Origin of the sequence: Corynebacterium sp. HMSC073B01 (genome assembly GCF_001838255.1) — a bacterium.
In the GTDB taxonomy this organism is placed as follows: domain Bacteria; phylum Actinomycetota; class Actinomycetes; order Mycobacteriales; family Mycobacteriaceae; genus Corynebacterium; species Corynebacterium jeikeium_D.
This window is the reverse complement of the sequence record NZ_KV836171.1, coordinates 1-13,630: the sequence shown is the minus strand read 5'-3', so window position 1 is coordinate 13,630 and position 13,630 is coordinate 1. Positions and strand designations below refer to the sequence as shown.

13 protein-coding genes are annotated in these 13,630 nt (G+C 60.1%); 6 read left to right on the top strand and 7 right to left on the bottom strand.

Going from position 1 to position 13,630, the window contains the following annotated elements; all coding sequences use genetic code 11:
• A partial coding sequence (locus HMPREF2849_RS07295; RefSeq protein ID WP_141764552.1) for a transposase occupies positions 1-595 on the top strand: 595 nt, incomplete at its 5' end.
• 545 nt (positions 596-1,140) lie between these two features.
• Here the strand turns inward: HMPREF2849_RS07295 and HMPREF2849_RS07290 are convergent.
• Genes HMPREF2849_RS07290 through HMPREF2849_RS07280 form a run of 3 tightly spaced genes read right to left on the bottom strand, consistent with a single transcriptional unit; the run spans position 1,141 to position 3,777 of the window.
• Complete coding sequence (locus HMPREF2849_RS07290) at positions 1,141-1,962, bottom strand: ABC transporter permease (RefSeq protein WP_014303356.1); 822 nt, start codon at positions 1,960-1,962, stop codon at positions 1,141-1,143.
• Positions 1,955-2,716 (bottom strand): ABC transporter permease, encoded by a 762-nt coding sequence (locus HMPREF2849_RS07285; protein WP_014303357.1) that lies wholly within the window; start codon positions 2,714-2,716, stop codon positions 1,955-1,957. The genes HMPREF2849_RS07290 and HMPREF2849_RS07285 overlap by 8 nt, the downstream gene beginning before the upstream one ends.
• A complete protein-coding gene (locus HMPREF2849_RS07280) occupies positions 2,713-3,777 on the bottom strand; it encodes an ATP-binding cassette domain-containing protein (protein ID WP_070862818.1) in 1,065 nt (354 codons plus the stop codon). Before HMPREF2849_RS07280 ends, HMPREF2849_RS07285 begins: the two co-directional genes overlap by 4 nt.
• Positions 3,778-4,188: 411 nt before the next feature.
• On the opposite strand from HMPREF2849_RS07280, the gene HMPREF2849_RS07275 reads away from it, so the two are divergent.
• From HMPREF2849_RS07275 to HMPREF2849_RS07255, 5 genes are all read left to right on the top strand, one after another.
• Positions 4,189-4,818: a sugar O-acetyltransferase gene (locus HMPREF2849_RS07275; RefSeq protein ID WP_070439487.1), complete on the top strand. Its 630-nt coding sequence runs from the start codon at positions 4,189-4,191 to the stop codon at positions 4,816-4,818.
• Between the two features lie 217 nt (positions 4,819-5,035).
• Positions 5,036-6,043, top strand: a complete 1,008-nt coding sequence (locus HMPREF2849_RS07270) for a glycosyltransferase (RefSeq protein WP_224784049.1) — start codon at positions 5,036-5,038, stop codon at positions 6,041-6,043.
• Positions 6,040-6,825 (top strand): thioesterase II family protein, encoded by a 786-nt coding sequence (locus HMPREF2849_RS07265; RefSeq protein WP_023018093.1) that lies wholly within the window; start codon positions 6,040-6,042, stop codon positions 6,823-6,825. The genes HMPREF2849_RS07270 and HMPREF2849_RS07265 overlap by 4 nt, the downstream gene beginning before the upstream one ends.
• 93 nt (positions 6,826-6,918) lie before the next feature.
• On the top strand, positions 6,919-8,619 hold the full coding sequence (locus tag HMPREF2849_RS07260; protein WP_246818339.1) for an ABC transporter ATP-binding protein: 1,701 nt from the start codon (positions 6,919-6,921) through the stop codon (positions 8,617-8,619).
• Positions 8,619-10,343 (top strand): ABC transporter ATP-binding protein, encoded by a 1,725-nt coding sequence (locus tag HMPREF2849_RS07255; protein ID WP_014303363.1) that lies wholly within the window; start codon positions 8,619-8,621, stop codon positions 10,341-10,343. The genes HMPREF2849_RS07260 and HMPREF2849_RS07255 overlap by 1 nt, the downstream gene beginning before the upstream one ends.
• Positions 10,344-10,346: 3 nt before the next feature.
• On the opposite strand, the gene HMPREF2849_RS07250 is transcribed toward HMPREF2849_RS07255, so the two are convergent.
• From HMPREF2849_RS07250 to HMPREF2849_RS07235, 4 genes are all read right to left on the bottom strand, one after another.
• Positions 10,347-11,807: an ABC transporter ATP-binding protein gene (locus tag HMPREF2849_RS07250; RefSeq protein ID WP_227917020.1), complete on the bottom strand. Its 1,461-nt coding sequence runs from the start codon at positions 11,805-11,807 to the stop codon at positions 10,347-10,349.
• A gap of 14 nt (positions 11,808-11,821) precedes the next feature.
• Positions 11,822-12,556 (bottom strand): energy-coupling factor transporter transmembrane component T, encoded by a 735-nt coding sequence (locus HMPREF2849_RS07245; protein ID WP_246815128.1) that lies wholly within the window; start codon positions 12,554-12,556, stop codon positions 11,822-11,824.
• A gap of 11 nt (positions 12,557-12,567) precedes the next feature.
• On the bottom strand, positions 12,568-13,194 hold the full coding sequence (locus HMPREF2849_RS07240) for an MptD family putative ECF transporter S component (RefSeq protein ID WP_014307391.1): 627 nt from the start codon (positions 13,192-13,194) through the stop codon (positions 12,568-12,570).
• 91 nt (positions 13,195-13,285) lie between these two features.
• Positions 13,286-13,630 (bottom strand): acyl carrier protein (locus HMPREF2849_RS07235; protein ID WP_141747112.1); only part of this gene is annotated, 345 nt, incomplete at its 5' end.

Below are 13,630 nucleotides of genomic sequence, written 5' to 3'. Positions count from 1 at the left end.
AGCCCCCGATGTGTCCACTTTCCGGGGGTCGGGCTCCATGCTTGCTGCCATCCACGAACAGACCGTATCCATTGCCGGCGCAGAATACGCCGAACTTGGCGTAGCAATGTCCGCCACAGATGCACTAACCAAACTCGAGCATCGTAAAGAAATCGAAGCGCAGGTACTCAAGCTGATTCAGGACATTCCGCAGACCGAGATTCTTTTATCCATGCCTGGTATCGGCCCGCGTAGCGCAGCGCAGATCCTCATGACTGTTGGCGATATGTCCGACTTCCCCGATGCAGCGCACCTAGCATCCTATGCAGGGCTATCACCGCGGACGAATCAGTCAGGAACGTCTATCATGTCGAATTCGCCTAACCGGGCTGGCAACAAAAAATTAAAGAACGCCCTATGGCAATCGTCTTTTGCATCGATCAGATTCCACGAGCGTTCCCGGCAATTCTATGAACGAAAACGCAAAGAAGGCAAAAGACACAACGCCGCAGTCGTCGCACTCGCACGCCGGCGCCTCAACGTTCTCTTCGCCATGATGCGAAACGGCGAGCTCTACCGAGACATCTCCACAGTCCAGGAGGCCGCAGCAGCCTAGAACCAACAGACCCTCACCTCAAGCCGATTGCACAGCAAGCCCAATCGGCTCCTCACCGTGCCCGAAAACAACATCCACAAGGAAAAGCAGAAACCCTTCACACCCCCCCCCAACAAACTCACCCACGGAATTGACAAACTATATAGGAACACCTCCCTGGGCGATGGTGCAGGCGCGGAGAGCGCCGCTGTTGCCGATGCCGCGCCCAACACCGCGACGGTAGTAGAGTACCCGCTGCCGGTGCAGGAGTTTGCGGTGACCCGCTACGATTTGCCCGCCGGCACCACGGTTTCCACGCAGCTTCCCGGACCGGCCATCGCCCTGGCTACTTCTGGTGTGGTCACGGTAAACGACCTGGAGCTAGCCCCGGGCGAGGCCGCCTGGTTGCCGGTAACCGGCGGCGACACTACCCGCCTTAGCGCGGCCGCGGGTAAAGATTCGCAGCTCTTTATCGCGGCGGCGCGCCCTGCGCGGCAAGTAGCGCTACCGCGCCGCTGGGGACGCCGCCGCGCGACAAGTAGCACTGTCGCGCTAACCGGCGCTATTTACGACATGGTGGGGCGGCGGAACGCAGCTGCGGCGGCTAGCAGCACTACGGTGAGTGCTACCATCCAGGCCACGAAAGCCCAGACTGCGGTGCCGGGCTGGCCGGTGGCAAGGATTTCGGCGCTTGGCGTGCCGTCGATGGCGGCGCCGGCGCGGGCGGCGAAGGTAAGCGGATTCCACCGGGCGATGGGTTGAACCACACCAGCGAATTGCTCCACGGGCACGAGGCCGCCGTTAAGTGCCATGGCCGCCATGATGATGGGGGCCGGGCCAATGGCGGCCTCCGGGGTGGCGCACATCGCGCCCACCATGGCCGATAGCGAGGCGGCCACCACCGCGCCGAAGATGATGACTAACAGCACCCAGCCAAACCCGGCCAGCGTGTGAATACGCAGGCCAGAAGCCACGGAAGCCAGCAGCACCGCGCAGCCGGAGATAAGGCTGCGTAAGGAATCGAAACACCAGCGGCCGAAGATCTCCGGGCTGGTGCCGTAGCGCGTGGTCGCGATGCGGGTGGTGATACCGCGTTGGCGTTCCTTAATTATCTGCGCGGCGGCGGAGGTGCCATTCATCAGTTCGCTGGAAAGGATGAGCGCGATGGTAAGCGGTAACGCGTCGAGCGTGGCAGAGCCTTGCGAGGCCGCCATGAGGTCGCCAAACAGCCACCGCATGACCAGGAACATCAAAACGGGACCAGCCACGGTATTGGTAATTACCGCGCTATCGCGGCGGGCGGCGCGCAGGTGCCTTCCAAAATGCGTGGCGACAGTGGACAGCCAGGTGGTGTCGTGCGACACGGTGGCGGTGGTGTGGTTAGTCATGTTTCCTCCCCTGGAAAGCGGTGATAAAGCCCCATACGCCAACGACGGTCATGGCGATGAGCCAGCACAGTGCTTCGACTCCGCGCGCCCCCAGGGCAGCGCCACCTAGTAGGTTGCGGGCGGTGTCCAAGATGGGAGATAGCGGTACGTGCCGGATGATGGGGCCAATGCCGCCGGGCAGCGCATCCGCAGGCACGAATGCGGTGGAGAACATCACCATGACCAGCACGAGGTTTTGGAAGAGCAAGGACGCCGAGGTGGGCTTGGGGGCCAACAGGCAGGAGCCATCGATAAACGCGGAGAGGATGATGGTGAGGGCGGCGAAAAGGGCGATGGTAAGGATAATACGACCCGGTCCGGCAGCGTAGCGGGCACCGAGCAGGATCGTGGTGAGGACGACGATGCTGCACGACCACGCGGCGCGGGTGAGATCTGCCAGCAGCCGGCCGACGACCGTGGCCCAGGCGGGCGTCCCGGTGGCGCGGATGCGGTCGTGGATGCCGTTTTCGGCGTCACGCGTAATCGCCAAGGAGGAGCCCCCGGCGGCGAACACAATCGCCTGAATAACGCCGGCGGGCAGGAGGAAGGCGGCGTAATCGATGCCGAGTTCCGTCGAAGCCTTGGCGAAGGTGGCGTAAAAGATGACCATGAACAGGCTGGGTATTGCCACGGCGGAAACCATTACGGCCTTGTTGCGGACGGTGCGCAGGACATTGCGGTGCCACGAGGCAGCGACTGCTCCGAGCGCGTTCACTGGGAGCCTCCACCGGTGTGGGGAGCCTGCTGCGCGATGTCGCCGGACCCGGCGATAGCGAAGTAGACATCGTCCAAGGAGGGCGGAACCAAGGAGACGTCCGCGACCGAGGTGTCGTCGCCATCCCACAAGGCCAGCGCCCGGACTAGGGTGCGGTGGCCATCGGGCGCATCGACGCGCAATACGGTGTCCTCTTGGCGGCAGTCGATGCGGTGTTCTTGCAAGGTGTGGGTGAGGCGTGCGGCATCGTCCGGGCTAGACATCGTGATGAGGCACACCGTGGTGCCATAGCGGTCCTTGAGCTCGGCGGGGGTGCCTTCGTCGAGCACCTTGCCTCCGGCGAGCACGGCGACGCGGTCTGCGAGCTGGTCAGCTTCTTCCAGGTATTGGGTAGTAAGCAGGATCGAGGTGCCGTCGGCCGCCAGCCCGCGGACGGTATCCCACACGGAGCTGCGCGCGGCGGGGTCGAGGCCCGTGGTCGGCTCGTCGAGGAACAGCAGCGCGGGCGGGACAGTGAGGGAGGCGGCGATATCTAACCGCCGGCGCATGCCGCCCGAGTATGCCGAAACCAGGCGGTCGGCGGCGCCAACCAGATCGAAGCGCTCAAGAAGTTCCGCGGCGCGGGCCTTCGCATCGCTAGCTTTAAGCCCTACCAGGCGGCCAAAGAAGATGAGGTTTTCCTTGCCGGTAAGCTCCTCATCCACTGCGGCGTATTGCCCGGTCAGCGCGATGGAAGCGCGCACCTTGGAAGGATCCGTGGCTAAGTTGTGGCCATCGATGATGGCGGTTCCGCCCGTGGCGGGCAGCAGCGTGGAAAGGACATTGACCAAGGTTGTCTTGCCGGCACCATTGGCGCCTAGGACGGCGAGGATGCCCCCGCGCGGAATGGCGAGGGTCACACCGCGCAGGATTTCCGTTCGCTTCTTGACTTTTCCCAGGCTACATCGCAGATCTTGGACATCAAGCACCAGGTCGCGGCCTTTTGCGTGGGCGCTGGTTGAGGGGACTGCGGTGGCGCTGGGGTCACCGCTAGCGGTTGCCGTGGTGGGGTTTTCTTTCATGATTCATCCCTGGATATACGTCAACGGTCTATTAGACGGCGCACCGATTCTCCTACCGCAGAAGGAAAACCGATTATTGCCCGCGAACGATGGATTGTGGTCCACGGAGCAAGCGCCTGGGGTAGTGCCAACTAATCCTTAGAAAATGATGTATGTCTAGCGGCACCGGGTCGTGCACAGCGCCCCGCAGGAGAGGGCTGCACAGGTCGGCTGATCGGCGGCGACGCTGCAGGTTGCTGCAAAGTTGAGCATACCATAATTAGGCATGGCATGCCTGACAATTAAGTCGAAGGCCTGTAAGCTACCAAGTTTGAGCTAAGAATCTGGGTATTCCGACTAGTCAGGGTCAAACCGCGTGGCTGACCGTAATTCGTATTGTGGCTCGCGCCTCTCAAGCACAAAGGAGTATCCATGGATTCTCGAGAGCAAATCGAAGATAAGATTCTCTGCGGTCAGCCCTTCCGCCCTATTGAGGACCCGGATCTCTATTACGAGATGATGGAGGCGGCGGAGAAGTGTCACGATCTCAACCAGCTTCGTCCACTTCAAACAGCGGAGAAGCAGGCAGTGATGGCAGACCTGCTTGGTGAACTGGGGGAGCGCTTAATGGTTTTCCTGCCATTTCATGTCCAATATGGCTCGAAAATCAAGGTCGGAGATGGCGTGACCTTCAATCGAGGAACGACGGTACTTGATATGACCCCGGTGACATTTGGCAATGAGGTCATGGTTGGTCCATGGTGTTCCTTCTTTGCTGGCAATCACGCCTTAGACCCCGTAGAGCGGCAATACATGGTGTGTACCGGGGGTGCGATCACCATACAAGACCATGTGTGGCTTGGTGGCAATTGCACGGTAACTGCGGGTGTCACGATTGGGCATGGTGCAGTAATTGGTGCTGGCAGTGTTGTGACAAGAGATATTCCGCCCATGGTACTCGCAGCCGGTAATCCGTGCCGAGTCATTCGTGATATTGGCCCGGAAGATAAGCTCATGGGGGAGTCTTGGGTTCCTGAGTGGCCTAGTTGGATTACGGATTGAGACGGCTGTGAAAGTTCTCGCGGTCGTCCTGGGTTCTGAGGGTGATATGCTGCCATTTGCGCACCTTGGTGTCGCACTTCGAGATCGTGGCCACCAGTTTGTTTTGGCTGGGTTTAGCGAATTCGGCGGGAGTTTTCGTGCGAACGGGGTGGACTACATCGAGTTACCCGGTGATTACCGGGCGTTAATGAAGCGCCTTTTGGGCGATAGTAAAGGCATGATGGACACTGTCTTAGGTATCCGTGAGATGATATCTGACGCCCACGTTTTCGATGTGTTAGAGCATGCCATGGATGGCGTTGACGTGGTCATGTACACCCAATTCAGTGAAGTTGCTCGGTTGTTAGGGGCTGCACGCGGAGTCCCCAGCGTTCGGGTGCAGGTTTTCCCTACCGAACCCTGCCTCCGTTACAGCCTCGTGGATCCGCGAAAACTGGACGGCTCTGTCGGAGCTCTGGTCACCCACTGGATGTCCAATACTCTGATGGCTTGGGCGATGCGCCCAGTGATAGCGGCATGGCGCCGTAGGTTGGGGCTGCGTCAGCGAGCGCTCTCCTCTCCACCAACCACGATCTACCAATTCAGTCCCGCGTTGAGTCCGCCGGCGCCGGAATGGAAAAACCACATTCACGTCACTGGCGAGTGGCTTGACCCGCACCACAGTGAACTCGCCCTAGACCCAGCAGTCGAGGAGTTTGTGGCTGCCGGCTCGGCCCCGGTTCTGGCAAGCTTTGGGAGTATGGTCTCAGATCGCGTTTATGACCTTCAACGATGGACTCGAGACGCGTGCATCGAGCATGGTCTGCGGGCGATAATCGTCGATCCCGATCATGAGCCTGGTGTGAGAGAAGGAATCCTCACCGTCGCCCGGGTCCCGTTCGCGACTGTGCTTCCGTGGTGCCGTGCAGGCATCTGCCACGGCTCACTGGGCACCACCGGGGCGATCCTGCGCGCCGGCAAGCCGTGCCTTGCGGTTGCATTCGGTGGTGACCAACACTTCCATGCCAACGCAGTTTGTCGAAACGGTGCCGGGCCGAACTATATTGACGCCCAGCGAGGCGAACTGAGTGCCCAGTCCCTGGCCGCCGGAATTGCCGATTTGGTAAGTGGAGCATACGACTCCGCAGCCCGCAGGATGCCCGAGTTGCTTGCCACAGACCCGGGTACCGTCGCAGCAGTAGAAATCGTGCTTAATCAGTCCGACCTAGCGAAAGGCGAAAAATGACAGAAATCAGCTGCGAGGGAGTCTTTCCGTTTGTGGCCGGACATCGCACTGGAACCCTCTTGTTTTGCTTCCATCACGCAGGAGGCAGCGCTTCCGTCTATCGTGGATGGGTGGGGGTCAACCCAAGCATTGACGTGGTGCCGGTGGAGCTTCCCGGAAAGGCAACCCGTCGCCGAGAGAAATGGGTAAGCGACTTTGACAAGCTCGCCGATATGTGCGCAACCGAGATAGTAGATCTGGCGGCGGGCGCGCCGATTGCGTTGTACGGCCACTCCATGGGGGCAGCGCTGGCCTACCAGGTTGCTGCCTGCCTGCAGCAGATGCATCGGCCCACTATACCGGAAGCCGTGGTGGTGGCCGCACGGCAGGCGCCCGGAGAAACCGTGCCTGGGGAATACCACTCGTCAATGGGGTTCGGTGCGCTGCGCAGGGAGTTTGAGAAGGTAGGTGGCACACCACCTGAGATCCTTGCCAATGATGATGTGATGAAGCTGCTGCTCGCTGACATTCGTCGCGACTATGTGTTACACGAGGGCTTTCACCATGCAACCACGGTGCTTCGCTCTCCTGTGCTGGCATTGGCGGGGGATAGCGACCCAGCTGTCAGCCCAGAGATGCTTTCCCGGTGGGAAAATTTTACCAGCGGTAGTTTTGAACTGAAGGTCCTGCCGGGTGGGCATTTCTTCCCGCTCGATACTGGAACCGAGTTCCTCGACCTGCTTGCCGGTTTTCTAGCGGGAATTACTGGGAACACTGCCTGGTTAGCGCGGAACAATGCGTGATTGTGACTGTTAAGTAAAGAGGCCCCGATGACCGAACAAAAACCACCCATTACATTTAGGCAAATATCTCAACCTGCCCACCGGCAGATCACGGTGTCGCTGCTATTGGCGGTGCTGGCGGCGGTTTTGTCGCTGGTGCCGGTAATCGTGCTGGTTGAGATGGTGCGCACCGTAATGCTGTCCTTCCAGGGAGAGCCGATAGATGCGTCAAAGCTGTGGCTGCTAGTCGCGGCGCTCATGGTGGCCACCGTCCTACATGGACAGGCAACCGTGAAGAGCCTCCAGGTAAGCCACCAGGCCGACGGCCTTTTGGGCGAGCACTTACGCCAGCAGCAGATTACCAAGCTGGGTAGGCTCCCGCTGTCTTGGTTTACGCGGACACCTTCGGGGACTGTGAAAACCTACATCGAAGACGACGTCACCAAGATCCACCAGCTCATCGCCCACGCGCCGCACGATTATTCGGCCGGTGTACTCGTACCGCTATTGAGCCTGGGATACATGTTCGTGGTGGACTGGCGGATAGGCCTGCTGGGCCTGGTACCACTGCTGTTGGCAGTGGCCACCATGCCGTTTATGATGCGCGAGTTTCAGGAAAAGGCGGAGAAATTTAAGTCCAGCCAGAAGCAGCTAGACGCCGCCGTCGTAGAGTTGGTGCGCGGCATCCCGGTTATCAAGGTGTTTGTTCCGGAAGGCTACGACGAGAGCATTTTCCTTAGTCGTTCCCGGAGTTTTGGTGGGTTCTATCGCGAGTGGTTGCACGCCACCGTACACCCCACCGCTTTGATGAAGATCTTCACCTCCACCGGGTTTGGCCTGCTGGTGGTAGCCGCGGCCAGCCCGTGGCTCATCACGTCTGCGGGCGTACCAGTGGCCGATGTGCTGGCAGCGTTTTTGTTCATCAACAACATCGCCGCGCCTCTGCTTATGCTTTCGCGCACTAACATCATGTTTTCGGAGGCGAAGGCTGCCGCGGCGGATCTCACCGAGTTCTTCAACATCCCGGTATTGCCGCCCGCTGCTGGCGGCAGGGAGCCTGCAAACGCCGGAATTGAGTTGAAAGATTTAAGCTTCTCCTACGTGCCGGACACCCCGGTGCTTTCCGGCATTAACCAAAAACTTACCGCCGGCAGCATCACTGCGGTGGTGGGACCTTCCGGCTCGGGGAAGTCCACGTTAGCCGCGCTCATCCCCCGGCTATTAGACCCCACGGAGGGGTCGGTGCGCATTGGTGGCGTCCCTAGTACTGATCTCCGATCTGACCAGCTCTACCGTAGGGTAGGGTTCGTCTTCCAGGACCCTTACCTTATGCGGATGAGCGTGCGGGATAACATTCGCCTCGCTCACCCGGAGGCCACCGACGCAGACGTGGTTCGCGCCGCCCGCGCCGCCCAGATTCATGAGCGCATTACCCATCTGCCGCGCGGCTACGACTCGGTGGTGGGAGAGGACGCGCAGCTTTCCGGTGGCGAGCAGCAGCGGCTGGCTATTGCCCGGTCCATCTTGCTCGACGCGCCGATCCTCGTGTTGGATGAGGCCACCGCTTTTGCGGATCCGGACTCCGAGGCCGCGATCCAGCGGGCCATTACCGAGCTGGTGGCCGGGCGCACGCTAGTAGTTATCGCACACCGGCTCCACACGATCACCGGCGCTGACCGGATCCTCATGCTGGAAAACGGTGAGGTCACCGAAGCAGGCACTCACGAAGAGTTAGTGGCGGCAGGCAAGGGCTACGCCACGATGTGGGCACGCTACCAAACCGCGCAGGCGGGCATCCAAGGGGAGGAAAAATAATGATCCGCACGCTCTATTCACTGGGCAGTCCGGCTGATCGTCGCCGTCTGGTGCTGGTCCTTACGCTAATTGGGATTTCCGCGGTGGCGTTGGCCATTGGCCTTATCCTCATTGCACTGTTTTTGGACACGCTGTTTAGCGAAGATCCCGCGCAGGCCGCAGCATGGTTGCCCTGGATCATTATCTCCGTCCTCGTCTACGCCGCCGCAGACTGGCCCACTGAGGTTATTGCCCAGGACCTGGGGCATGATTACGTGCTGCGCATCCACCGGCTTATCGCCGATCGCACGGCACAGCTACCCCTGGGCTATTTTGAAGAAGATCGCGCCGGCCAGATCGGTGTTGTAGCCACCAGCGGTGCGCTGTTTGCCGCTAACGCGCCGGCAATGATGCTGCGGCCCATGCTGCACGGTGCTGCCTCGGCCGGTTTGGCTTGCGTGTTTCTCATCGCCGTGGACTGGCGGCTGGGGCTGGTTACCGTTGCAGTGGCTGCCGTGGTGTGGTTCGCCTATAACCGCCTAATGCGGCAGTACCGCGTGGCAGAGCGCCAGAAGGGCGAGCGCAACGAGCACGGCGCCGCGGAGGTGCTGGAGTTCGCCCAGGTGCAGCCGGTGCTGCGCATGGCTGGGCCGGATTCGCTGGGGGAGCGCGCCGTGCGCGCCTCGATTCGAGAGCAGCTTAGCGCCCAGCAGCACACCCAGAAGACAGGTGAGATGATCATGGGTCGTCTGGCTTTAATCATCATGGTCGGTACCGTGGTCATTGATGCCCTGGCCACCGTGCTACTTCTCAACCACTGGCTAGAAGCAGGCACCTACATTGGCGTCATTGTGTTGGTGTTCATCCTGGCTCGCGTTGCTATGTCGGGCATACCCTACGGCGAGGGCTTGGAATCCGCGCGCAATACCTTAGATGAGATCCAAAAGATCCTCGATGCGCGGGTGTTGCCGGAGCCTGCGGTTCCGGCGGCGCCACGCGACTATGGCATCGAGTTCGATGGGGTGGGCTTTGGCTACGAACCCAACACCCCAGTGGTCCGCGACGTGAGTTTCCGCGTGGCGCCCGGAACTACTACTGCGTTGGTGGGTCCCAGCGGCTGCGGCAAGAGCACCTTGCTAAAACTTGCGGCACGCTTCTATGACGTTGACCAGGGGACCATCCGTATCGGTGGTGTGGATATTCGCGATCTTGGCTCCCGGGCGGTGTTGGATTCGCTGGCTATGGTGTTCCAATACGTGTACCTCTTCGAGGACACACTGTATGAAAACATCCGCCTGGGCTGCCACAATGCAACGCGGGAGGAGGTGCTCCGCGCAGCGGAGTTGGCCGGTGTCACCGAGATTGCCCGGCAGCTGCCGCAGGGGTTTGACACCCTGATTAGCGAGGGCGGGCAGAATCTCTCCGGTGGTGAGCGTCAGCGTGTCTCCATCGCTCGTGCGCTACTGAAGGACGCGCGGATCGTGCTGCTTGATGAGGCGACTAGCTCTCTAGACGTGCAGAATGAGCACCTTGTGATGCGCGGTATGAAAACGCTTTCTGCCGAGCGCACCATCGTCGTCATTGCGCACCGGCTGCACACCATCCGCGACGCGGACCAGATTGTGATGATGAGTCCCTCCGGCACCGTGGAGTCTATCGGCAACCACGAGGAACTCATGGAGAGTTCCCCACGCTACCGCAGCTTCTGGGGTGAAAAGAGCGACGCCACCAGCTGGAAGCTGTAGGGACTAGCTGTCGCGGCCGCGTAGATACCGCACCGTGCGCGCCAGTGCGAGATCATCGCACGGTTCGCAGGCGGTAAGGCGGCCTTTTTCCACGCGCAGGAGAAGATCGCAGCACCGCGCCACCAGCTCCATGTCATGGGTTACTACCAAAACGGTCTTGCCCTGCCGGGCTAGGGCGTCTAGCAGGTGGGCCACCCGGTGCATGCGGCACAGGTCCAGCCCGCTGGTGGGTTCATCGAAGACGATTACCTCGCGCTCACTTAGGACTGCTGAGGCGATGGCCACGCGCTGGCGTTCGCCGCCCGAAAGCGACATCGGGTGCCGGGCCCGCTTGTCCGCGAGATCAAGTGCACCAAGCACCTCGGTAAGGCGCGCTTCGTTTTTCCCATCCGGTCCACTGGTGCCGATGATTACGTCGGACTCCACGCTCTCCCCGAAAAGCTGGTGGTTTACGTCCTGCATTACTAAATAGGACTGGCGCAGGCGCTGCCGGGGACCCGAGAGCGAGCGGTTATTGATGTCCACCACGCCGGTGGCCTTAGATTCCAGGCCAGTCAGAACGCGCACAAAGGTAGATTTTCCGGCCCCGTTGCGTCCTACCACGCCGATGACTTGTCCTTGCGGCAACTCCGTGTGGCTGATGCTCAGGGATGGCTCTGTAGCCTTGGGGTAGGTGAACTGTAGCTTTTTGAGCACCATCGTGCCACTTGAAGGGCGTGGCTCGCGGGTCACCTCGGGGACCTGCTGCGCTGAGCGCAAGCCCATGCGGTACAGTTCGGCCTTGTCTAGGGTGCGAAACTCCGAGCCGCTGAGATCATGAGCGATCTGCCCGTCCTGCATAACCAGCACTCGGTCCACGATGTCAACTAGGTAGGAAAGCCGATGCTCAGCGATCAGGACGGTGCGGCCCTGTGTCTTCCACTGCGCGACGATGCGGCGCAGCTCATCGACGGCGGCGAGGTCGAGATTTGATGATGGTTCGTCTAGTAGTAGTACCTGTGGGTGCATCGCGGCCACTGAAGCGCATGCTATTTTTTGTTTCTGGCCGCCGGAAAGTGTGAACAGGTGCCGGTCGAGGAGATGAACCATGCCGAAATCTGCGGAAAGTTCCCCAATACGCTGTCGAATCTCGTTGGGCGCCACGCCGAGGTTTTCGCAGCCAAAGGCGAGTTCGCTGGCTACTTCCAGCGTGAAAAATTGCGACTTGGGGTTTTGGAACACTGAGCCTACGCGTTCGGCGATGTCGTGTGGGTGGGCATGAGTGATGTCTTCGTCGTCCAGCAGCACCTCCCCCGAAATCTGGGCGTCGCAGAACGTGTGCGCCACGCCGTTTATCAGGCGTAGCAGGCTGGACTTACCGCAGCCTGATTCGCCACACACTAGAACTAGTTCGCCCTTCGCCACGGTGAGATTTACGTGGTGCAGCACCGGCTCCGCTGTGTTTTGACCATAGGATAGTGACACATCGTGCAGCTTTATCACGGCAGCATCACTATATTTACCAGTAGTAGGATCAGGGACACGACGAGCACGCTTATGACTATTGCGTCGCCTACGCGGAAGCCTATCTCGCACAGCGTGGTTCGTCGGCGAGGCGAGCCCAATCCGCGGGTCACTGCAGACATAGCCAGCTCGTTGCCGATGCTCACAACGGACGCCAACAGTGGCACAAAGCGGTATTCGAGCATAGCGATCGGGTTGCGCAGGCCCGAGATGCCACGCATCTGCATGGCGGTGCGGATATCGCGGTATTCCTCGAGAATCGTCGGGAAGAACCGGAACATGATGGACGTGGGGATGGTCAGGGCGTCGGGGCTCCGCATGCGCTGCATCGCGGCCATGAATTCGCTGGCCGAGACGGTGCGTAGTAGGTACCAGCAGCACGTGATGCCAGGGAGGATGAGCGAAAGCCCTGCGAACCACGTAGCGCACACGTCCACGATGATGTGGCGCTCGGGCAGGGCCTGTACCACCACCGCAGGAAAGCCGGCGAGCACCGCGAAGGTGAGTGCGTATCGCAGTGCAGCGGCCACCATGCCGGAGGCGAGGAAAAGTGCCCCGGGAACGGCAATGAGCATCCACCGGGCGGTGCTGCCCAGCGCCCCACTGGACCCGGCCGGTGAGATGAGCACCGAGGACACCACGAGGATGACCAGCACCGTGGTGCGTGGGTCCAGATGGAGTCCCGCTGTGTGCGTGCCTGATCCGGGCAAAGTGGGCGACATCAGGCGATTCCTGCTCGCTGGAAGTGCTTGGTGAAGATGCGCCGGCCGAGGATCCCGCCGAGGATCCCGCAGACGAAGGTTACTATCACAATGATGAGGAATAGCCAAGTCATCTGGCCAATAGAGGTGAGGCCATCCGCGAAACTAGCACCATATTTGGTCTGCATGCCGCTGCTCTCTATGTAGCGCCGAGTGGTGAAGAAAAGCGGAATATATGATGCGGTGGGTGACACTGCTATAAAGGCATAGGCGATCACACTGTGTATTGCGCTCGTATACTTGCCGGCGCGCAAGATTAACTCGGCAAACACGGCCATGACCAAGCTGAGCAGCAGTGGCCATATGCCTAAACCAAGCAGCAGGCTGGCGAGGCCGCTGAGAAGAAGGAATATGAAGACCATGCCGGGCTTGTGCACCTTGGCCAAGAACAGCATCATCGGGATGCCCAGGATGAGGGCCTGAACGCTGGTGATCATCACGTAGGTGATGGGGGTGATGCCGATGAAGGCGATGACCACGCCGGCTACCAAGTTGATGACGAAGAAGATGCCGATGTTCATCAGGTCGGTGATGTTCAGCCGTCCTGCTTTTGCATCTTTCGGGGTGGTGTGGGGAGTACTGGGCATGATGTTTCCTTTCAGATTAGGCTGCTTGTGCGTAGCACTGGGTTGGGGGCAAGTGGCTTGTCAGGTGAGTGAAACAGGTGTGGCATGAACTCTAAATTTCGCCTTCTTCTACGTCGCTGCCGACGATGTCGGCGATCAGGTCGGACAATTCTCGGACCGTTGGATGGTTGAATACGTCACGTATGGAGATCTCTACTGACATTTCTCGACGAATCGAGTTAGTAAGCCGCACGGCCGTGAGCGAGTCGGCACCGATGGTGAAGAAGTCATCGTCGATGCTGATCTCCTTGGGCCCGAGGAGTTCTTGCAAGATGGTAATGATACCCGAATCTCGGTGATTACGAGAGCGTTCCCTTGTTTGTGGTTGTTCAAAGGTTTTTCCTTCTAAACTCTTGCGATCAAGGACCTGACCCCCATGTGGTGGACACCTGATATC

Excerpts from the sequence above, each read along its gene's own strand:
- HMPREF2849_RS07290 (WP_014303356.1), bottom strand. The coding sequence starts at position 1,962 with ATGACTAACCACACCACCGCCACCGTGTCGCACGACACCACCTGGCTG.
- HMPREF2849_RS07265 (WP_023018093.1), top strand. The coding sequence starts at position 6,040 with ATGACAGAAATCAGCTGCGAGGGAGTCTTTCCGTTTGTGGCCGGACAT.
- HMPREF2849_RS07240 (WP_014307391.1), bottom strand. The coding sequence starts at position 13,194 with ATGCCCAGTACTCCCCACACCACCCCGAAAGATGCAAAAGCAGGACGG.
- HMPREF2849_RS07275 (WP_070439487.1), top strand. The coding sequence starts at position 4,189 with ATGGATTCTCGAGAGCAAATCGAAGATAAGATTCTCTGCGGTCAGCCC.
- HMPREF2849_RS07255 (WP_014303363.1), top strand. The coding sequence starts at position 8,619 with ATGATCCGCACGCTCTATTCACTGGGCAGTCCGGCTGATCGTCGCCGT.
- HMPREF2849_RS07270 (WP_224784049.1), top strand. The coding sequence starts at position 5,036 with ATGATGGACACTGTCTTAGGTATCCGTGAGATGATATCTGACGCCCAC.
- HMPREF2849_RS07280 (WP_070862818.1), bottom strand. The coding sequence starts at position 3,777 with ATGAAAGAAAACCCCACCACGGCAACCGCTAGCGGTGACCCCAGCGCC.